The sequence below is a fragment of the Ignavibacteriales bacterium genome (assembly GCA_026390815.1).
Taxonomy (GTDB): Bacteria; Bacteroidota; Ignavibacteria; order Ignavibacteriales; family SURF-24; genus JAPLFH01.
The window spans coordinates 75,072-94,868 of record JAPLFH010000006.1; the positions used below are offsets into that span (position 1 = coordinate 75,072).

A 19,797-nucleotide genomic window follows, 5' to 3' on the forward strand; every position below is an offset into this window, starting at 1 on the left:
AATAGGATAATGAATGCAGTAAAAACAGATTTATTCTTATTGTTTTTTTTCCTCATTGCTGTTTCATCTTTTGCGCAGGAAATAAATATTGAAAAACAACTGAAAGAAGTTGAATCCGGTGATTTCAATACCGCTGCCGCTGATTTAGAAACTCTTAAGCAACAATATCCAGACAATCCCTCTGTAATGTATCTGGATGCTTTGTTAACAAAGGATGGAAAGACAGCCACAGAAAAGTACAAATCTATTTGGGGAAAATATCCTACGAGCAAATATGCCGATGCAGTCCTTTTCCAGATTTATTCCTATTATTTTGCTTTTGGAAATTATACAACTGCAAATAATTATTTAGAAAAATTACAAACAAATTTTCCTTCTTCTTCCTATCTGAAAGCAATCGATAATAGAAATGTTGATGAAAAATTAACCATCAGTAATAAAAATGAAAAAGATGAAAATACTAACACGCCTAAATTATTAATAACCAAAAAGGAAGTTTATAAATTCACAGTACAGGCAGGAGCATTTTTAGTACAGGATAATGCTGAAAAACTGAAGAAGACATTTTTGGATAATGGATTTACTTCGGAAGTAAAAGAAAAAAAAATTGGTGGAAGCAACTTCTTTATTGTTAATGTTGGAAAATTTACAACCAACGAGGAAGCAAAAACTTTTCTTTTAGATTTAAGAAAGAATGCTAAAATTGATGGCAGAATTGTTAGCTTAGAATAAAATTATATCCCAATACAGTTCATTGCAACACTAACAGTGCAAACATGAACTCACCTTAGCGTAAGCGATAAGTTTGCAATAATCAACAACTGAAATTCAAAAACAATCAATTATAAATGCCTTCAGAAATTTTATTCGTTGGAACAGGATCAGGCAAAACCTCACTTGCTTCCTGCTCGTCACGAATCATTTCATATTTGGGCGCCCTTAGTTGGTAACGGTGTTATATTACCAAATGCTTTAGATAAAATCTATTGGAAAAGTTGGTTTTTAAATGTACATTGTATCTGTACAATAGGAAAGTCTTAAAAATGTCAATTAGTTTAACATATACACAAGCACGCGCTAATCTTGCAAAATTATTAGATGAGGTTTCACTTAATAAAGAAGTTGTAATTATTAATCGGAAAAATGCTGAGAATGTAGCATTGGTTTCGGAAAGTGAATTATCTGGTATTTTAGAAACAGCGCATCTGCTTCGTTCACCAAAAAATGCCCGCAGATTATTAAATGCATTATTGAAAGTTCAAGAGGATAGCGAAACTCCGCAGTCACTTGAAGAACTTAAACAGGAATTTGGTCTTGAAAAATAAAACCCCGAAAGAACGCCTAAGTATATTTCACACCGAATTCAGAGAAGACCTGGCATATTGGATAAAAGTTGATCGTAAAGTTGCATTGAGAATATTAACGATGGTAGAAGCAATATTACGAAATCCTTTTGAAGGAATTGGCAAGCCAGAGTCTCTTCGCTATTTGAGTAGTGGTGTATGGTCTCGAAGAATTACGCAAGAACATCGCATTGTTTATGTTGTAAGCGATGAAAAAATTAACTTTATCCAATGCAAATATCATTATTAAAGGCAATATAACGTTCCTGCTCGTCACGGATCATTCCGTGATGTGTTAACACAATGATAATAAAAAGGGTAATATAAACACGCCAATGAGGGAAGAAAAAATATAACTGATTGTAGTTTCTTTTTCGCAACTACAACTGTAGTTAACTTCCTGAATATATTAAGAGATAGTGATGCTTGTGATAATTAAGTGAAGATAAGAATAGTTATAAAATTGTTATTCACAGGATTTCAGTCCAGGCAGGTCTTCTAGCTTTGTTTGGTATTTATGAATTAACAACGATAAAAAGCAATACTATTCAGCAATTAACATTATTTAAGATTTGTTAGGTGATTGTATTAAAAAAAAATTGATTAATTTGTAATAAAAAGATTGGAAAGATGGAAGCAATAAAAAAGAAATATATAGTTGATGAAAGCAACAATAAAATTGCAGTTCAGATCGATATTGATTCTTTTAGAAAACTTGAAGAAATTTTAGAGAATTATGCTTTAGTGCAGTTGATGAAAGAAGAAGTTGATAATGAAAAGTTTGAAATTCGGGAGGCTAAAGAACTCTATAAAAACCTGCCGAAAGAAAAGTGAAAATTATTTACAAAAAGAGGGCACTAAAGGAACTTGCGATTATCCCTTCCGAATTAAGAATTCCAATTGAGGAATTTATCTTTGATGTGCTTCCTGGATTAAATAATATTTATAAAAGTAAAAAGATAGAACAGTTGAAAGGTTACCATAATTTCTTCAAAGTACTGATTGGTAATTATAGGATCGGTCTAAGAAAGGAAGGGGAAAATATTATTCTTGAGAGAATATTACATCGCAAGGAGATTTATAAATATTTTCCTTGATTAAATTAATTATTCAATATTTACTGTCTCAAGCCTGCCTGCCGGTAGGCAGGGTTTGACATTACAGTAGTTCCTTTTTCGTTACTACAACTGAAATTAGCTTCATTAGTATTAATGTGTAAGCAGAAGTGCTGCGTTTGCAATAATCAACAACTGAAATTCAAGAATAGCAAATTAAAAATGTCTTTAGAAATTTTATTCGTTGGAACAGGATCAGGCAAAACCTCACTTGTTAGAAATCATTCTTCCATTTTGATTTCATTCAACAACCACAAATTATTAATTGATGCCGGTGATGGAATTTCCAAAGCATTGTTAATTAATGGTGTGGATTATTGTGCTATTGATTCAATCCTGTTTTCTCATTTCCACCCAGATCATCTTTCCGGTATTTCTTCTCTCCTTAACCAGATGAAAATGGAAGGTAGGACAAGTGGCTTAAATATATTTCTTAGCAAAAATTTAGTTGAGCATTTCATAAAATTTTTAGAAACCAGTTATATATTTCTTTCCCGGCTCGGATTTGAAGTTAACCTGCTTCCGATTATTGAAAATCATTTTGTTGAAGTAATAAAAGATTTTAATTTCAAACCAAGACTAAATTCGCATTTGGCAAAACTATCCAAGGAATTAGTAATTGATAATTCATTGCTCAGTTCTTTTTCTTTTCTTTTTTCAATTGGAAAAATAAACCTTTTTTATTCCGGAGATGTTGGAAGTGTTGATGACTTATTTCTTTTCAACCAGGAACAGGTTGATTTGTTAATTACTGAAGTAACACATATTTCCGAACAGGGAATTCTGGATGCTTATCAAAAATTTCTTCCACAAAAAATAATTTTAACTCATATTTCTGATGAAGATGAATCCAAACTAATTTGGTGGCATCAAAATTTGAATGAAATAGAAAAAAATAAAATCGTATTAGCTTATGATGGATTTAAAATGATTGTGAATTCATTTTCTCCCAAATGACAAAATCAACAAACGGAATATGTGCATTCATTATAAATAAAAAATTGTGTAATTTAGAACAGTAAATTTTTTGTAAACAAAAGAACAATGACCCGCAAAGAGTTTCAAAAAGAATTCGGTTTAATCGGCAAGTCTAAAGAAATCCAGGACCTCGTTGATATTTTAATGCAGGTTGCTCCTTCAGAAATTTCAATATTACTTTATGGCGAGAGCGGAGTTGGCAAAGAGGTTTTTGCACGGGCTATTCATAACTTCAGCAATCGGAAAGATAAACAATTGGTTAGCGTAAATTGTGGTGCAATACCGGAAGGTATTCTGGAAAGTGAACTTTTTGGACATAAAAAAGGATCTTTTACAGGCGCCATTGAAGGAAGAAAAGGATACTTTGAAATTGCTGATGACGGAACATTATTTCTTGACGAAATTGCAGAGATGCCGCTGACAACTCAAGTTAAACTTCTTCGGGCAATTGAGAATAAGGAATTTATGCGGCTTGGTAGTGAGACCGTTACAAAAGTTGATGTTAGAATTATTGCTGCTACCAATAAAGACCTTCAGAAGGAAGTTGACAGCAGGAGGTTTAGAGAAGACCTTTACTTTAGGCTAAAAGCAGTTACACTCAATATTCCGCCATTAAGAAAAAGGAAGGAAGACATTCCCGAATTAGTTTTTAATTTTATTGAGAGTTATTCTAAAAATAATAATATTCCTCTTCCAACTATTACAAATGAAGCTCTTGATTTCTTAACCAGCTATAACTGGCCTGGAAATATTAGGGAATTAAAAAATTCTGTTGAAACTGCAATTGCGTTGAACCGAACAAGTACATTAGATGTCGATTCATTTCTACATATCAAGCAGGATATTGCGGATCAGCAAGTGCGGAATTTGCCAATCCCGCTTAACAAATCATCTGAAGATTTAGATCGAGAGATGATTTACCGTGCATTGTTCGAAATTAAAAAAGATCTGGTTGAATTAAAACAAATATTACATCATAACAAGGAAATCTATCAGGATTCAAATTCGGTTAGAATTGATGAAGTTGTTTCTTTGGATGTTTTACAGAAGGAAGCAATCAAAAATACTCTGCTATATACAAAGGGCAATAAAAGAAAAGCAGCTAATTTGTTAAAAATAAGTGAAAGAACATTATACAGGAAGATCCAGGAGTATGATTTATAAACTTAAGAACCTAACATATAGCTTGTTTGTTATACTGCTGGTAGTTAATTTTACCGGGTGCTTTTATTCCTTTACCGGAGCTTCAGTTGCACCGCATTTAAAATCTGTTGCTATTCCGGTATTTGAAGATAAGAGTGGCTCAGGTGAACCGAATTTAAGAGAAACTTTTACTCAGAAACAGATTCAAAAGTTTATTGATGATAATACTCTTCAAGTAGCAGAAAAAGTTAATGCCGATGCAGTACTTGAATGCGCAATAATTTCAATGAATGATGCTCCAAACGTTGTAACTTCGGTAGAAAGAAATGAAACTGTATCTTCGCGAAGGATAAATATTACGGTTAAGGTTGTGTTTAAAGATTTAGTTCAGAAGAAAATTATTTCCGATAAAAAATATACTAACTATGGCGATTACGATACTAAAGATAATGTGGTTGAAGCAAGGCGGCAGGCAATAGAATCTGCTATTAATAAATTAACCGACGATATTTTGTTGGGGACTGTTTCTAATTGGTAAGTTAAATAATAAAAGGATCCTTTATGGATGACATAGTACTGATATCATACTTCATTTCACTTTCTATACTTCTTGTTTTTGGCAGCCACGGATTTATTATGATCTACTATCATAACAAATACAAAAAAAATAATCCCATTGCAAATAAAGATTTTCTGCCTGATAAAAAAGTTACTATTCAGCTTCCACTTTATAATGAATTGTTTGTTGTAGATCGACTCATTGCTTCAGTTTGTGAGATGGAATATCCAAAAGAATTGTTGGAAATACAGGTGCTTGATGATTCTACTGACGAAACGACTGAATTAGTAGCCAAACTTGTTAAAGCAAAACAGGATGAAGGATTCGATATTCAGCATATTAGAAGAGGATCGCGGGAAGGATTTAAAGCAGGTGCCTTAAAAGAAGGGTTGAAAATTGCTAAGGGAGATTTTGTTGCAATTTTTGATGCTGACTTTGTTCCTAAAAAAGATTTTCTTCCAAGAACCCTAAAATATTTTAATAAGCCAAATGTTGGAATGGTTCAATCCCGCTGGGAACATATGAATGGTGATTATTCCATTCTTACAAAAGTTCAAGCATTGGCTCTCGATGGTCATTTTGTAATTGAACAATCTGTTCGTAACAAAGCCGGTTTCTTTATTAACTTTAACGGCACTGGTGGTATCTGGAAAAAAGAATGTATTATGGATGCAGGCAATTGGCAAGCTGATACTCTTACTGAAGATTTAGACTTAAGCTACCGTGCTCAATTAAGAGGATGGAAATTTGTTTTTCTTAAGGACTTTACAACGCCGGCAGAATTACCATTTGAAATTAATGCTCTTAAAGCACAACAATTCAGATGGACAAAAGGTGCAATAGAAACAGCTAAGAAAATTCTTCCTTTAGTCTGGAAATCTGATATCCCATTGCGGGTTAAATTACAATCAACTTTCCATCTTACAAATAATTTTGTCTTTCCATTCATTCTGCTTGCAGGAATTTTGAATGTACCACTAATTTTTATTAAGAATAGCGGACCGCACGATACATTCTTTAATTTTATGGCAATATTTGTTTTAGCTTTCTTCAGTTCATTTCTATTTTATCTTTATTCACAAAAAGATATTCACGCTGATTGGAGAAAGAAGATAGCATTGTTCCCATTGTTTATGGCTGGAAGTATGGGTTTTGCATTAAACAACTCCCGCGCTGTAATGGAAGGACTTATGAATCGTAAAAGTGAATTTGTTAGAACGCCAAAGTATAAAGCCGGAAGTAAAACTGATGTTTTAAATTCCTTAAAATATGTTAATAAAAAAATACAGCTTTCTGTTTACGTGGAATTAATTTTAGCAGTTTACTGCTTTATTGGTGTGGCAGCTTCCATTTATTTTATGGAACTCGCTTCACTTCCGTTTCAATTAATGTTTTTTATTGGATTTGCATTTGTTTCATATACATCATTAAAAAGTGCTCATGCAAAAAGATAACGGAAACCTAAAATAGATTTTTTACATAAAGGACGACCTGAATGGTCGTCCTACGTTTTTTAAACTAAATTCATATTCAAATTAAACAGTGGAATAAATGTGTTGGACGAAAAAGTTGCATTGATTTACGAATACAATAAAAACTCAGCACTATTTACAAGAGCGGCAGATTTAGAAATTAAAAAAAATAATTTGGAAACCGCTTTGGAAATTCTGATTGATGGAATTAAAAAATTTCCTGCTTATCCAACTGCATACTTGCTCCTTGGTAAAGTGTTAGAGTTGCAAGGTGAATATGAACAGGCTGAAAAAGCTTTTGTAAAAGGTGCCGATTTATTAAAATGCAAATCCACATTAAACTTTTATATAAATGAAATGGAAAACCAGCGTTCTGTAGATTCCCACTTTTCGGTTAGCAGGCGAGTTTCATTTTTAAATGATGATATAAAAAATTTGTTTACCGAAAAAGAAATTGCATCTTCTGTAATCACCCCGGTAAACAAATCCCTGAATGATTTTGAGGAATTGGAAAAGGATATTGAAAACATAAGGTTAGACGACAGGCTTGATGACCTTGCCAGGAAAATCAATTCGGCTAAGATAATTATTGATGATAAGCATCCGTTCCCAGAGCGAAATGATGAAAAAAAATCTGGTGGACAGGAAATTATATCAGAAACAATTGCTAAAATTTATTCTTCTCAGGGAAAATTTAAAGAAGCAATAAACGTCTTTGAAAAGTTAAAACTAAAATTCCCTTATCGTAAACAAGAGTTTCAAATACAAATAGATGAAATAAAAAATCAAGTTCCCGATATCAATTGATGAAATGAATTGTTAATTCTCTTTCTAAAAAAATGTCTTCTTTAAATCCAGTGCAAAAACTCACCAAAAAATTTTATGACCAAGATGTTTTAACCGTTGCCAGGAATTTGTTAGGCAAAATCCTGATAAGGAAAGATAAAGTATATAATTATTCTGGTAAAATTGTGGAAGTGGAAGCCTATGATGGTTTTATAGACGAAGCTTCGCATTCATTTAAAGGTAAAACAAAAAGAAATGAAATTATGTTTGGCAATGGCGGCTATTTATATGTTTATTTTACATACGGAATGTATTTTTGTTGTAATGTTGTTTCTGGAAAGCAAGGGGAAGGTAAGGCAGTTCTCATCAGGGCAGTGGAACCACTTGAAGGAATTGAAAAAATGGCAATCAATCGCTTTGGGAAAAATTTTTTAAATGAAAAGGAATTTCTTAATTTAACAAGTGGTCCTGGTAAAATTTGTAAAGCTTTTAACATTTCAAATAAAGATAATGGCATTGATTTACTTGGTGATGAAATTTACATTCAAAACGCTAAAAAGATCCGGGAAGAAAAAATTGTTGTTACCAAAAGAATTGGAATAACAAAATCTACTGAGTTGTTATGGAGGTTTTATATTAAAGATAATCCATTTGTATCTAAGAAATGATTGAACCAAAGAATCTTTTAATTGTAAGGACTGATAGAATTGGCGATGTTGTTTTGTCTTTGCCAATGGCTGGAATTGTAAAAAAGCATTTCCCAAAATGTAAAATTACTTTCCTTACACGTGAGTACACAAAAAGCCTTGTTATTAATCATCCTCAAATAGATAATTCTTTCCAGCTGATTGAAAACAAAAACAAAATATTATTGTGGACTAATGTTAAGGTAATTAGAAAGTTTAAATTTGATTCATGCATCATTGTTTATCCATCTTTCACAATTGCGTTAATAATTTTTCTTTCTGGAATAAGGAATCGTATTGGAACTGGGTTTAGATGGTACTCCTTTCTTTTTAATATTCGTTCATTTGAACATCGAAAATATGCCGAACGGCATGAACTTGAATACAACCTAAATCTTCTTCGATTTTTTAATATTGTTGAAACTCCGGACAAGAAAAATATAAATTTTAATCTTCCAGTTAGCAAAAAAAGTGAACTAAAAGTTGAACAGTTGTTGTTGCAAAACGAAGTGAAGTTAAACCTATCAATTATTATTTTTCATCCAGGTAGTGGCGGTAGCGCCGTTGATTTGCCTTTTTCTAAAATGAAAAACCTTATAACACGGGCGGCACAGGAATTGGGTGTAAATATTATCTTAACAGGTAATGAGGCAGAAAAAAAATTGTGCGAAGATTTATCTGTTAATAGCAAAATAAAAAATCTGGCTGGAATATTTAATCTGGAAGAACTGATAGCGTTGATAAATAAATCAGAAATGCTGATTGCAAATTCAACTGGTCCAATTCATATAGCGGCAGCTTTGGGAAAACATGTTGTAGGTTTTTATCCAAAGATTAAAGCTTGTTCGCCGGAAAGATGGGGACCATATTCAGAAAAAAGTTTTATATTTCAACCAACGATTGATTGTAAGAATTGTAATCGAGAACAATGTGAGCGCCTGAACTGTATGGATTCAATTGACATTGATAAGGTTTTTGGAAAAATTAAATCTATGCTGCATATTTAATGAAACGGAGATTTTCATGTTCAAATTTAGAATAATGATTTTTTTAATAACAGGAATTTTATTTTTAACAATTCCAACAACTTCTAAAGTTTTTGGAGAAAACCCTGAATCAGAATTCCGGAAGGTAACAAACAACGCATTTAGAGCTGGCGAGAAGTTTACATTTGATGTTAAATATGGTTTTGTTACCGCGGGTATTGCAACCTGGGAAATTCCAAAAATTAAAAAAATTTCTGGACGCGATGCTTATCATATTGTTTTCCTGGTTAATTCCTTACCGAGTTTTGATTGGTTCTTTAAAGTCCGTGATCGATACGAAACTTACCTGGATGTAGAAGGGCTTTTTCCCTGGCGATTTGAACAGCATATTCGCGAAGGAAAATACTCCAGGGATTTTTCCGCTTTTTTTGATCAACGCAAGAGTAAAGCTAAAACAACGGAAGGCGAATACAACATTTCTAAATATGCAAACGATATTGTCTCGGCACTTTACTATGTAAGAACTTATGATTTTTCCAATTTCAAAAAAGGTCAAAAGATTCACTTAGAAAATTTCTATAAAGATAAAATTTATCCACTTGATGTAGTTTACCATGGCAAAGAAAGAATTAGTGTTGGCGCCGGTACTTTTAATTGTTTTTTGGTAGAACCATTAGTAATGGAAGGTGGATTATTTAAAAGTGAAGGAAGTATTTTAGTATGGTTGACTGATGATCAATTGAAAATCCCAATCAAAGTAAAAACCAAAATAATCATTGGCTCTATTGATGCTGAATTAACTTCCTACCAGGGTTTAGCTGGTAAGCTTGAATCAAAAGTAAAATGATTTAAGCTCATTTTATTTATGAACTTTGAATTTGATTACAATAGAATTAAATTAGAGGAGAATGTAATTAACCATTTTCCACCTAATTTAAGTTTATGACTGATAATCAATTAAATAATCAGGTGAGTCTTCCAAATGCTAATGATGGGGATGAAGAAAAGCGAGGGAATAAACCGAAGATAACTCCCGTAGCTGCTGCTTATTTTGGATTGATTTTAGTCTTCATTTTGTATCAGTTTGGTGGAAGTCTTTTAACAATAACAATTTTTGGACTTAATTTAAAAGATGTTGATGTTACTTCGTTAAGATTGTTAACTACTGCCGGTCAAATTCTTTTTATATTACTTCCCGCATTGGTTTTTTCTAAATATGTTTATGAAAATGTATCAACAATTATTAGATTCAAAGCACCGAAAGCAGCCGAAATTCTCCTTTTCTCTTTAGGATTAATTCTTTTAGCCGGGTTACTTCAAAATTATCTTTACATACAAAATTATTTCATTATCAAAATAGCAGATGCATTTCCTGTTGTTAACAAAGCAAAATTGTTTTTAGATCAAATTGATAAAATAGTTGAAGAATCGTACGCAGGCTTACTTCGGTTTCATTCCATTTCTGAAGCATCCTTTATTGTTTTTGTAGTAGCGGTAGTGCCGGCTGTTTGTGAAGAAACTTTTTTCCGAGGATTTATTCAGAAAAGTTTTGAACATAAATATAAACCGTTTATCAGTGCATTAATTACAGCTATATTTTTTGGAATTTATCATTTTCATCCATACCAGGTTCTGCCGCTAATTTTATTGGGACTTTACTTTGGTTATGCGGCTTACAAAAGTGAATCGATCTTTTTACCAATTTCACTTCATTTCTTAAATAACTTCATTGCTGTGATATTGTATTTTGTTTTTGGAATGAACCAAATATCCACACCAATGAGTGTTTCTTTTCCTGAAGTTAAAATTTCAGTATTTTCATTTTTAGGTTTATCTATTTTATTTTTGTTAGTGATTTATTATATCAATCGTACTTATTATAAACCTAAACTTTCAGAGGATTCCAGGTTATATTAGTTAATGAGCGTTAACGAAATAATTTTAAGGAGGATTTATGCCAATATGTCCCAAATGTGAATATGAATATATCGAGGGAGTTTCAGTTTGTCCTGATTGTGGATATGAACTTGTTAATGAGAAGGAATTTAAAGAACATCTGATAAATCCAGAAGATTGGGAAATCATTTATACTTGCAGCGAAGAGTATAAAGCTGAAATGATCAAAGCAAATCTTGAAGGTGCGGGAATTCAATCTCAAATCGTTTCTCAAAACGACAGAAATTTTCCGGCAATTGGAGATTTTTCCATTGTTAAGCTGCTGGTAAAGAAAGATGATATTGAATCCGCAAAAATGATTATTCAGGACATAGATTCATCAAAATCAAACGAGGAAACTGAAGAATAAATTTATGACTTTAGGAAATACCGTTACCCGAATTCTCGTTGCACTTGTTACAATGCCTCTTATCCTTTTAGTATGCTACCTTGGAGGTTGGTTCTTTGTATCTTTCATTTTATTGATTGGACTACTCTCATTATATGAATTTTATCAACTTGCCGCTAAGAAATTTGCTTTTTCAAATTATATTATTGGTTCTCTTGCATCTGCGGTTTTGATTATTAATTCTTTTTCCAATTTACTGGATTACCAACACCTGATTATAATTATTGTTGTACTTTTAGTTTTAATTGAATTGTTCAGAAATAAAGAATCGGCAATTTTAAATCTTGGTGTTTCACTGCTTGGAATATTTTACATCGGCTTGTTTTTCAGTTCGGTTGTAATGTTAAGAGAATTCTTTAAGGAAGAATATTACTTTGGTGGATACTTAATTATTTCAATTTTTATAACTATCTGGATTTGTGATTCAGCCGCATTTTTCTTTGGTTCGGCATTTGGAAAACATAAACTATTCTTGCGGGTTAGCCCAAAGAAAAGTTGGGAAGGTGCAATTGCGGGCTTTATTTTTGCCATCATTACAATGGTTGGATTTAAGTATTTATTCCTTAATTTATTTTCAATAATAGATGCGGTAGTCGTTGGAACCATAATCGGTTCCATTGGTCAAATAGGTGATTTGGTTGAATCACTTATAAAAAGGGATTCTGGTGTAAAAGATTCCTCTAATATAATTCCCGGACATGGTGGCGTCTTTGATAGGTTCGATTCTCTGTTACTAAGTTCACCAGTAATTTATTTATATATCTCATTTTTAAAGTAAACTAATGGCTTTGGCGGAAAGATAATTTAATGATTCGTAAACACAAGATCGGTGTGGTGACTTTAGGATGTTCTAAAAATACAGTTGATTCGGAAAGACTTATGAATCAACTAAAGGTAAATAATTTCAATCTGGTGGAAGATCCGAATAATGCGGATACTGTAATTATAAATACTTGTGGATTTATAGAATCTGCAAAAGAAGAATCAATAAACACAATCCTTGAAGCGATAGAATTAAAAAAAGCTGGTAAGATTAAAAAGGTAATTGTTGCTGGTTGTTTATCCCAAAGATACAAAGATGATTTACTTAACGATATTTCAGAGGTCGATGGTTATTTCGGTACAGAAAATTATGCGCAAATTCTAAAATATCTTGGCGGTGAATTAAAATATGAACTGCTTGGTGAAAGACTTATTACAACTCCAAGCCATTATGCATACCTGAAAATTTCTGAAGGATGCAGTAATCCTTGTTCATTCTGCGCTATTCCTTTAATGCGGGGAAAACATAATTCCAGACCTATGAAAAGCTTATTAGAAGAAGCAACTTTCCTTGCTAAAAATAATGTGAAAGAATTAATTATTATTGGGCAAGATACTACTGATTATGGGGTAGATTTATATGAGAAAAGAAATCTTGCTGAACTTTTAACAAAGCTAAGTGAAATTAATGGAATCGAATGGATAAGATTGCTTTATGCTTATCCATCTCATTTTCCAAAAGATGTTATAAATGTGATTGCTGAAAATCCGAAAATTATTAAGTACATAGATATTCCGCTTCAACATATTTCGGATGAAGTGTTAAAATCAATGCGTCGCGGAATTACATCCAGAAGAACAAGAGAATTACTTTTCAATCTGAAAGAAAGAATCCCCGGTTTAACATTAAGAACAACATTTATTGTTGGGTACCCAAACGAAAGTGAAAAATGTTTTAATGAGCTGTGCGAGTTTGTGAAAGAAGTTGAGTTTGATAAACTTGGGGTTTTCACATATTCAATCGAAGAAAATACTCCCAGTTACATTCTTGGAGATCCTATTCCGGAGGCAAAAAAAGAAGAAAGAAAAGCTATTTTGATGGAAATCCAAAAAGAAATTTCACTTAAGAAAAATAAAAATTTTGTTGGAAAAACTTTACGAGTAATCGTTGATGATTTTGAAGGAAAAGCTAAAGGTGGATTTTATGTTGCTCGCTCTTACCGCGATGCACCGGAAGTTGATGGTGAAATTCTAATTCCTTCTATTTATAATTTGGAAGTTGGAAATTTTTACAATGTAGCGATTTATGATTTTAATGAATATGATTTATTTGGTAAACTGAGGTAGATTTTAATTTATTTTATTTAATTAAGTTGAACGGAAAAATAGTTTAAAAGCGATGAAAGAAACTTTGGTAAAATTAGAAAGATGAAAATGGAAACCTATTTCTCCAAAACATCGTTTTAAAAGTAAAAGAAGTTCTAATACGAAATTTTTTTGTGCTCAGATTCATGAAAATGATTAGTTAAAAATTGTTCATAACCAGGAAATTAAAATGAAATCATTATTAATTTTGCTTTTGGTTCTAAGTCTTCCAGTAATTGCGCAAGTAGAAAATTCTAAAAAAGGTGTGGGGCTGCTGCCAATTTTTTATTATGATGCATTGAACTTCCGCAGCGCTCAAACCGGAAAAACCAGAATGGATGTTTACGTGGAAGTACCCTACAAAGTAATTCAATTTGTTAAATCAATAGATGGTTTTAAAGCTGGTTATTCGGTTACAATTTCCATCCTGGATGAAGCTAATGAAAAACTAATTACTGAAAAAACCTGGAATGAATCGGTTAGCTCTAAAAATTTTTCAACTACAGAATCCCAGAATAATTATTTCATAAGTACAAAATCATTTGATCTATCACCAAACAATTATACTATCCGCACCGAAGTTGAGGACCAGGATTCTAAAAAAAATTATGTAAGGACAGATAAATTTACTTTAAGAGATTTGGCTGGAACAATTGCCATAAGCGATTTAATTCTAATCTTAAACAAAGTTGAAGTTAATGGTAAAAAACAAATAGTGCCTAACATTGCCAGAAACGTTGCCGCTCAAAAAGAAGGATTGAGCTTATACTTTGAAATTTATTCCGATACTGTACGTAATCTTCAGGTTGAATATTTAATTTCTGATAAACAGGGTGAAAAAATTTTTTCTGCAAAAGTGACGCAGAATTTACATTCCGGCGTTAATAATATTGACTACACATTAAAAAATCCAGAGTTAAGTATGGGTGAGTATAAACTTAATGTGAATATATTTGATAGCAATGATAAGTTAATTACAACCGCAGTAAAATCTTTCTTTTCAAAATGGATTGGAATTCCAGGTTCAGTTAGAGACCTAGATAAAGCTGTTGACCAGATGATGTATATTTCCAGAGAATCGGAACTGGATTTTATTAAAGATGCTCCAAATAAGGATGAAAAACTGAAACGATATTTAGATTATTGGCGTGCAAAAGATCCAACACCGCAGACCGATGAAAATGAAATTTTTGAAGAGTACTACAGAAGGATAGAATATTCCACTGAGCATTTTAAGCATTACATTGAAGGATGGAAAACTGATATGGGAATGATTTATACTACTCTTGGTCCACCAAATAATGTGGAACGACATCCGTTTGAGTATGATTCCAAACCTTATGAAGTATGGGACTATTACGATATTAGCCGACAGTTTATTTTTGTTGATGAAACTGGTTTTGGAGATTATAGATTAATAACTCCGGTTTATGGCAGTTGGTGGAAATATAGACCATAAGTTTACTACGTTATTTTCAGGATTCTGAATATTAAATTTCGGTCTGCAATCCGAGATTCTTAATCAACAATCAAATAATGCTTTTAGTAATATTGTAACAAAATAAATGATTCTTACAATAACTCTCAACCCGCTATTGGAGCGCCGACTCGTTTTTCCTGCAATTCAGTTGGGGGCTTCACAGAAAGCTGAAAAAGAATTTTACACTGCCGGAGGCAAAGGAATTAATGTTAGCAGGGAGTTAGACCTTCTAAGCATAAAAAATCTTGCATTTACTTTTCTTGGCGGCAACAATGGTAGAATAATGAAAAATCTTTTGGCACAAGAGCATATCAACTTTACCTCAATTCAAACTAAAAATGAAACCCGTGAAGCAACTTTGGTTATTGAAGAAAATGAAATCCGCATTACAACTTTCTTTGGTCCGAATGCACAAATTACAAATGAAGAAGTCGATGAATTCAAAATTAAATTAAAAAAGATGATTGAGAATTGTGAGATTGTTGTCTTTTCCGGAAGCTCACCTTGTGAAAAAACAGATAGTATTTTTCCTTTCGGTATTGAAGCAGCAAACGAGTTCGACAAAATTTCAATATGCGATACATACGGAAAGCATTTGCAAAATTGTATTGAGAAAAGCCCGACAATCATTCACAACAATTTACAGGAAATTAAAAGCTCACTTAATATCAGATTATCTGAAGAAAAAGAAATCCTGGAGTATCTCCAGAATCTTTACAATAAGAATATAAAACAAGTTTACTTAACGAATGGAAGCAGCCCGGTTTATGCCAGCAATTTCGATTTTAATTTCAAAGCAGAAACTCCAATCATAAATGAAGTTGATTCAACAGGCAGTGGCGATGCATTTGTAGCAGGAATTATTTACGGAACTCATCAATCGCTTACTTTTGAAGAAACTTTGAAAACCGCAATTTCATTGGGAACTATAAATGCAGCAAGATGGGATGTATGTAACATCAAATTAGAGGATGTTGCTTTGTTAAAAGATGAAATAAAAATTGAAACTATTGGGAAGAAAATGAGAATTGAGGATTAAGTAACTATTGATAGTAAAAATTTTACCAGCTTTTTCTGTTTCCTTTCAATTCAAAATCCATTATGTTTTATCCTACTTTTCAAAAAGAATTATTTAAATGCCAACTTATCTTAAAATCATATTCATCATTATTTTTGCACTGAATTTATCAGCACAAATAATTGATAAAATTGATGTGGTTGGCAATAAGAATTTTACGCGCAGCGATTACATTAGTTGGGCGAAAATTAGTTCTGGCAATAAAGTGTTTCCTTCTGTTGTTGATTCAATTAAAAAAAGAATTACTGAGAATTTAATTCTAAACGGTTATTATAATTCAGATCTCGCAGAATCAAAACTTATTATTCAACCAGATTCACAGAAAGCAAATCTCTTTATCAAAATAGAAGAAGGTGAGCCAACATTTCTAAAGAATATTTTTCTTTCTGGTATTGCTGCTGATTCAAATATTTTCTTGCAAGATTTTGATTTTTTGAAAGATAAAATTTTTATCAAATCAGAGTTAGAGAACAGCATTTCCAATATTCTAAATTATTACGAAGAGAATGGTTTTCCGTTTTCCAAAGTTAAAATTACATCAGCAAACTTTTTTATCGATTCACTTGAAAACAAGCATTATGCTGATGTTTACCTAAAGATTGATACTGGCAAAGTTAGCAGGATTGACAAAGTTGAAATAAAGGGAAATACAAAAACAAAGGACTATGTTATTATTCGGGATACCAGAATTTCCAAAGGCACACTTTACTCGCAAAAACAAATTGAAGAAATTCCGAATAAACTGAATCGACTTCGTTTCTTTGATCCAGTTGAAACACCATCATTCTTTTTTAATTCCAAAAATGAAGGAGTGCTCCTTATTCAATTAAAGGAAAAGGAAACAAATAATTTTGATGGACTTATCGGTTACGTTCCGGGAAATCAGAAAGAACAAAAAGGATACATAACCGGACTTGTAAATGTTAGTCTGCGTAACTTATTTGGAACTGGTAGGGCAGCAGCTTTTAAGTGGCAGAGAATCGATAGATATTCACAAGAGCTGGAGGTGAAATTTCTTGAGCCCTGGGTGTTAGGTTTTCCTTTTAATCTCAATGCTGGCTTCCTTCAACAAAAGCAGGATACTTCATACGTCCAGAGAAAATTTGAAGGAGCAGTAGAATTTCTTGCATCGGAAGATTTATCTGCTTCCGTTACTATTGCAGCAGAATCTGTAATTCCAACTGAATCCGACTACTCTGTTTTTACAGTTTACAATTCATCTTCATTAACTACTGGATTGAGTGTTAAGATCGACTCCCGCGATGATTATTATTCACCAACAAAAGGAATATACTTTCTTAATAGCTATTCCTTTAGCCAAAAAAAAATAAACGGACCGGAGAAATATTTTACTTCAACTTTAATACGCAACATAAATCTTCAACGCTTTGCTATTGATTTTCAATTATACCAGGAGATTATTAAAAGACAGGTTGTTGCAATTGGAATCCATGGTAGAGAAATGCAAGGGACTTTTTTTGAAGTCAGCGATTTATTTAAACTTGGTGGTACAAATACATTACGCGGTTATAGAGAAAATCAATTTCTTGGGAATCGTTTACTTTGGTCGAATCTTGAGAATCGTTTTCTTCTTTCCAAAAGAACATATGCCTTTTTATTTTTCGATTCTGGGTATTATCTTCGTAATGCCGATTCTAAAACAACTGTTCCGAAAATTTCATCTATAAAATTGGGATATGGTTTGGGATTAAATATAGAAACCGGATTAGGAGTTCTTTCAGTTAGTTATGCTCTTGCAAATGGAGATTCATTCGGACAAGGGAAAATACATTTTGGTTTGATAAATGAATTCTAATTTAATATTTCAAAAAATTGTAAGCGTTTTTAAAATAGTTCGTCCTTTAAACTTTTTAATTACTTTCCTTTCAATAATGGTTGCCGGGGTAATTTGCTCAGAAGATGTAATGCTTTTCCCCAACATTATTTTGGCTGCGCTGGCAGGGTCTCTAGTCGGGTCAGCAGGTAATGTTGTGAATGATCTTTTTGATATTGAAATTGATAGAATAAACAGACCGGATAGAGTTTTGCCTAAGGGATTGATTTCAAAACAACAAGCCTGGATTTTGTTTTACATTTTGAATGTGTTGGCAATACTGTTTACAATTCTGATAAATTATTTTGCAATTATGATAGTGATCTGCTCAATCATTTTAGTGTTTCTGTATTCTTATCGTCTAAAAAAAATTCCTTTAGTCGGAAATATAACAGTCAGTTTTATGACAGGATTAGCTTTTATTTTTGGAAGTGTTTCTGTTGGTAATATCAATGGCAGTTTTATTCCTGCTGTATTTGCGTTCCTCATTAATCTTATCCGCGAAATTATAAAAGATATGGAAGATATTGAAGGTGACAAGATAAATAATGTCCAAACTTTTCCAATCAAGTATGGATTCAATACCTCAAAAAATCTTGTTATTGTTTTTGCAATTTTCTTAATTCTGTTTACTTTAGTTCCGTTCATTTTAAAGTTATACAGGATTGAATATTTTATAATGGTTATGATAACAGTAAATACAATTTTGGTTTACTTTATCAAAATGCTAATTAACAGTACAAGTAAGAAAAATTTAGGCAGACTTAGTTCGATCTTAAAATTAGATATGGCACTAGGGTTAATTGCAATTTATCTAGGCAAATAAATTAAAATGATGAAAAATTTTGATAATTCATTTCTTAGTGATAAGATAAATTTAATTGCTGGTATAGACGAAGCTGGCAGGGGACCGCTTGCCGGGCCAGTGGTTGCTGCATCTGTCATTTTTAAGAATGACATTTTTATCCCACGTGTGAACGATTCGAAAAAATTATCTTCTAAAGTAAGAGAAGAACTTTTTTATGAAATTAAAAGCAAAGCTCTGGCTTGGTCATTTTGTATTATAAACCAGCAACAAATTGATAGGATTAATATTTTGCAGGCAACTCTTAAAGCGATGAAAAAATCTTTTGAAAAATTAAAAGTAAAACCAGATTTGATTTTAATAGATGGTAACAAATCCTTTTATTCAAAAATACCAACGCTGGCAATTGTTGATGGTGATGAAAAATCATTCTGCATTGCTGCAGCTTCAATTATAGCTAAAGTAACACGAGACAAAATTATGACCGCACTCTCAAAAAAATATCCGCAATATTTTTGGGAACAAAATAAAGGTTATGGTACAAAAGCTCATATCGGGGCTTTGAAGAAGTTTGGACCTTGCATTCTCCATCGAAAAACTTTTTTAAAAAATATTATTGGTGTGCAAAATGAATTTGAGTTCAAGTAAAGTTGGAAATGAAGGAGAAGATTTAGCCTGTGATTTTCTTTTGAAGAAAGGCTTCAAAATTATAGAACGAAATTATCGTTATGGAAAGACAGGTGAAATTGATATTATTGCAAAAGATGGCGAAACGCTGGTTTTTGCTGAAGTAAAGTACAGAAAGAATCTGGAATTTGGCGAGCCCGAATATGGAATTACTAAGAATAAAATGAATCAGCTTAGAAAACTGGCAAACACATATCTATTTGATAAAAATATAAATGAAGTTACTTGCCGATTTGATGTTGTGGCTATTCTGGAATTAACCAAAGGAAAACCAGTTATCAATTATTACGCAGATGCTTTTTAGTACTAATTCAATTATCAAAATTTTAACTTATTTTTTTATTTGCTATCTTTACATCAAAATCAAATTGTTT

General features: G+C 32.1%; 23 protein-coding genes. All 23 read left to right on the forward strand.

The features are described from left to right. Positions 1-9: 9 nt before the first annotated feature. The gene (locus NTX22_01465; GenBank protein ID MCX6149172.1) at positions 10-732 is read left to right on the forward strand and encodes an SPOR domain-containing protein; all 723 of its coding nucleotides are present in this window, start codon (positions 10-12) and stop codon (positions 730-732) included. Between the two features lie 311 nt (positions 733-1,043). Further along, a complete protein-coding gene (locus tag NTX22_01470; GenBank protein MCX6149173.1) occupies positions 1,044-1,325 on the forward strand; it encodes a type II toxin-antitoxin system prevent-host-death family antitoxin in 282 nt (93 codons plus the stop codon). After that, positions 1,315-1,593 (forward strand): Txe/YoeB family addiction module toxin, encoded by a 279-nt coding sequence (locus NTX22_01475; protein ID MCX6149174.1) that lies wholly within the window; start codon positions 1,315-1,317, stop codon positions 1,591-1,593. The genes NTX22_01470 and NTX22_01475 overlap by 11 nt, the downstream gene beginning before the upstream one ends. 380 nt (positions 1,594-1,973) lie before the next feature. Further along, the gene (locus tag NTX22_01480; protein MCX6149175.1) at positions 1,974-2,177 is read left to right on the forward strand and encodes a hypothetical protein; all 204 of its coding nucleotides are present in this window, start codon (positions 1,974-1,976) and stop codon (positions 2,175-2,177) included. Next, positions 2,174-2,440 (forward strand): type II toxin-antitoxin system RelE/ParE family toxin, encoded by a 267-nt coding sequence (locus NTX22_01485; GenBank protein ID MCX6149176.1) that lies wholly within the window; start codon positions 2,174-2,176, stop codon positions 2,438-2,440. The genes NTX22_01480 and NTX22_01485 overlap by 4 nt, the downstream gene beginning before the upstream one ends. 180 nt (positions 2,441-2,620) lie before the next feature. Continuing rightward, entirely contained in the window at positions 2,621-3,415 is a 795-nt protein-coding gene (locus NTX22_01490) for an MBL fold metallo-hydrolase (GenBank protein ID MCX6149177.1), read from the forward strand. A gap of 87 nt (positions 3,416-3,502) precedes the next feature. Further along, complete coding sequence (locus tag NTX22_01495) at positions 3,503-4,600, forward strand: sigma-54 dependent transcriptional regulator (GenBank protein ID MCX6149178.1); 1,098 nt, start codon at positions 3,503-3,505, stop codon at positions 4,598-4,600. Further along, positions 4,590-5,117 carry an LPS assembly lipoprotein LptE gene (gene lptE, locus NTX22_01500; GenBank protein ID MCX6149179.1) on the forward strand — a complete coding sequence of 176 codons (528 nt, stop codon included), beginning with the start codon at positions 4,590-4,592 and terminating at the stop codon, positions 5,115-5,117. The genes NTX22_01495 and lptE overlap by 11 nt, the downstream gene beginning before the upstream one ends. Before the next feature lie 23 nt (positions 5,118-5,140). Beyond that, on the forward strand, positions 5,141-6,592 hold the full coding sequence (locus NTX22_01505; GenBank protein MCX6149180.1) for a glycosyltransferase: 1,452 nt from the start codon (positions 5,141-5,143) through the stop codon (positions 6,590-6,592). A 99-nt stretch (positions 6,593-6,691) separates the two neighbouring features. Beyond that, entirely contained in the window at positions 6,692-7,417 is a 726-nt protein-coding gene (locus NTX22_01510) for a tetratricopeptide repeat protein (GenBank protein MCX6149181.1), read from the forward strand. Positions 7,418-7,449: 32 nt separating this feature from the next. Continuing rightward, complete coding sequence (locus NTX22_01515; protein MCX6149182.1) at positions 7,450-8,064, forward strand: DNA-3-methyladenine glycosylase; 615 nt, start codon at positions 7,450-7,452, stop codon at positions 8,062-8,064. Further along, positions 8,061-9,089 (forward strand): glycosyltransferase family 9 protein, encoded by a 1,029-nt coding sequence (locus NTX22_01520; protein ID MCX6149183.1) that lies wholly within the window; start codon positions 8,061-8,063, stop codon positions 9,087-9,089. Before NTX22_01515 ends, NTX22_01520 begins: the two co-directional genes overlap by 4 nt. A gap of 16 nt (positions 9,090-9,105) precedes the next feature. Then, a complete protein-coding gene (locus tag NTX22_01525) occupies positions 9,106-9,915 on the forward strand; it encodes a DUF3108 domain-containing protein (GenBank protein MCX6149184.1) in 810 nt (269 codons plus the stop codon). 95 nt (positions 9,916-10,010) lie between these two features. Then, positions 10,011-10,985: a CPBP family glutamic-type intramembrane protease gene (locus tag NTX22_01530; GenBank protein MCX6149185.1), complete on the forward strand. Its 975-nt coding sequence runs from the start codon at positions 10,011-10,013 to the stop codon at positions 10,983-10,985. Between the two features lie 37 nt (positions 10,986-11,022). After that, on the forward strand, positions 11,023-11,373 hold the full coding sequence (locus NTX22_01535) for a DUF2007 domain-containing protein (GenBank protein MCX6149186.1): 351 nt from the start codon (positions 11,023-11,025) through the stop codon (positions 11,371-11,373). A gap of 4 nt (positions 11,374-11,377) precedes the next feature. After that, positions 11,378-12,190, forward strand: a complete 813-nt coding sequence (locus NTX22_01540; protein ID MCX6149187.1) for a phosphatidate cytidylyltransferase — start codon at positions 11,378-11,380, stop codon at positions 12,188-12,190. A gap of 29 nt (positions 12,191-12,219) precedes the next feature. Next, positions 12,220-13,521 (forward strand): 30S ribosomal protein S12 methylthiotransferase RimO, encoded by a 1,302-nt coding sequence (gene rimO, locus NTX22_01545; protein ID MCX6149188.1) that lies wholly within the window; start codon positions 12,220-12,222, stop codon positions 13,519-13,521. 208 nt (positions 13,522-13,729) lie between these two features. After that, on the forward strand, positions 13,730-14,998 hold the full coding sequence (locus NTX22_01550) for a GWxTD domain-containing protein (protein MCX6149189.1): 1,269 nt from the start codon (positions 13,730-13,732) through the stop codon (positions 14,996-14,998). 106 nt (positions 14,999-15,104) lie between these two features. Beyond that, complete coding sequence (locus NTX22_01555) at positions 15,105-16,058, forward strand: PfkB family carbohydrate kinase (protein MCX6149190.1); 954 nt, start codon at positions 15,105-15,107, stop codon at positions 16,056-16,058. 97 nt (positions 16,059-16,155) lie between these two features. Continuing rightward, on the forward strand, positions 16,156-17,913 hold the full coding sequence (locus tag NTX22_01560; protein MCX6149191.1) for a BamA/TamA family outer membrane protein: 1,758 nt from the start codon (positions 16,156-16,158) through the stop codon (positions 17,911-17,913). Then, positions 17,903-18,757 (forward strand): geranylgeranylglycerol-phosphate geranylgeranyltransferase, encoded by an 855-nt coding sequence (locus NTX22_01565; protein MCX6149192.1) that lies wholly within the window; start codon positions 17,903-17,905, stop codon positions 18,755-18,757. The genes NTX22_01560 and NTX22_01565 overlap by 11 nt, the downstream gene beginning before the upstream one ends. A gap of 6 nt (positions 18,758-18,763) precedes the next feature. Then, positions 18,764-19,384 (forward strand): ribonuclease HII, encoded by a 621-nt coding sequence (locus NTX22_01570; protein MCX6149193.1) that lies wholly within the window; start codon positions 18,764-18,766, stop codon positions 19,382-19,384. Continuing rightward, complete coding sequence (locus NTX22_01575) at positions 19,365-19,727, forward strand: YraN family protein (protein ID MCX6149194.1); 363 nt, start codon at positions 19,365-19,367, stop codon at positions 19,725-19,727. Before NTX22_01570 ends, NTX22_01575 begins: the two co-directional genes overlap by 20 nt. Positions 19,728-19,797 lie beyond the last annotated feature (70 nt).

What these genes read in the sequence shown, in the direction of transcription:
- NTX22_01465 (MCX6149172.1), top strand. Translation starts at nt 10, where the DNA reads ATGAATGCAGTAAAAACAGATTTATTCTTATTGTTTTTTTTCCTCATT.
- NTX22_01470 (MCX6149173.1), top strand. Translation starts at nt 1,044, where the DNA reads ATGTCAATTAGTTTAACATATACACAAGCACGCGCTAATCTTGCAAAA.
- NTX22_01480 (MCX6149175.1), top strand. Translation starts at nt 1,974, where the DNA reads ATGGAAGCAATAAAAAAGAAATATATAGTTGATGAAAGCAACAATAAA.
- NTX22_01490 (MCX6149177.1), top strand. Translation starts at nt 2,621, where the DNA reads ATGTCTTTAGAAATTTTATTCGTTGGAACAGGATCAGGCAAAACCTCA.
- NTX22_01495 (MCX6149178.1), top strand. Translation starts at nt 3,503, where the DNA reads ATGACCCGCAAAGAGTTTCAAAAAGAATTCGGTTTAATCGGCAAGTCT.
- lptE (MCX6149179.1), top strand. Translation starts at nt 4,590, where the DNA reads ATGATTTATAAACTTAAGAACCTAACATATAGCTTGTTTGTTATACTG.
- NTX22_01505 (MCX6149180.1), top strand. Translation starts at nt 5,141, where the DNA reads ATGGATGACATAGTACTGATATCATACTTCATTTCACTTTCTATACTT.
- NTX22_01515 (MCX6149182.1), top strand. Translation starts at nt 7,450, where the DNA reads ATGTCTTCTTTAAATCCAGTGCAAAAACTCACCAAAAAATTTTATGAC.
- NTX22_01520 (MCX6149183.1), top strand. Translation starts at nt 8,061, where the DNA reads ATGATTGAACCAAAGAATCTTTTAATTGTAAGGACTGATAGAATTGGC.
- NTX22_01525 (MCX6149184.1), top strand. Translation starts at nt 9,106, where the DNA reads ATGTTCAAATTTAGAATAATGATTTTTTTAATAACAGGAATTTTATTT.
- NTX22_01530 (MCX6149185.1), top strand. Translation starts at nt 10,011, where the DNA reads ATGACTGATAATCAATTAAATAATCAGGTGAGTCTTCCAAATGCTAAT.
- NTX22_01535 (MCX6149186.1), top strand. Translation starts at nt 11,023, where the DNA reads ATGCCAATATGTCCCAAATGTGAATATGAATATATCGAGGGAGTTTCA.
- NTX22_01540 (MCX6149187.1), top strand. Translation starts at nt 11,378, where the DNA reads ATGACTTTAGGAAATACCGTTACCCGAATTCTCGTTGCACTTGTTACA.
- rimO (MCX6149188.1), top strand. Translation starts at nt 12,220, where the DNA reads ATGATTCGTAAACACAAGATCGGTGTGGTGACTTTAGGATGTTCTAAA.
- NTX22_01550 (MCX6149189.1), top strand. Translation starts at nt 13,730, where the DNA reads ATGAAATCATTATTAATTTTGCTTTTGGTTCTAAGTCTTCCAGTAATT.
- NTX22_01555 (MCX6149190.1), top strand. Translation starts at nt 15,105, where the DNA reads ATGATTCTTACAATAACTCTCAACCCGCTATTGGAGCGCCGACTCGTT.
- NTX22_01560 (MCX6149191.1), top strand. Translation starts at nt 16,156, where the DNA reads ATGCCAACTTATCTTAAAATCATATTCATCATTATTTTTGCACTGAAT.
- NTX22_01565 (MCX6149192.1), top strand. Translation starts at nt 17,903, where the DNA reads ATGAATTCTAATTTAATATTTCAAAAAATTGTAAGCGTTTTTAAAATA.
- NTX22_01570 (MCX6149193.1), top strand. Translation starts at nt 18,764, where the DNA reads ATGATGAAAAATTTTGATAATTCATTTCTTAGTGATAAGATAAATTTA.
- NTX22_01575 (MCX6149194.1), top strand. Translation starts at nt 19,365, where the DNA reads ATGAATTTGAGTTCAAGTAAAGTTGGAAATGAAGGAGAAGATTTAGCC.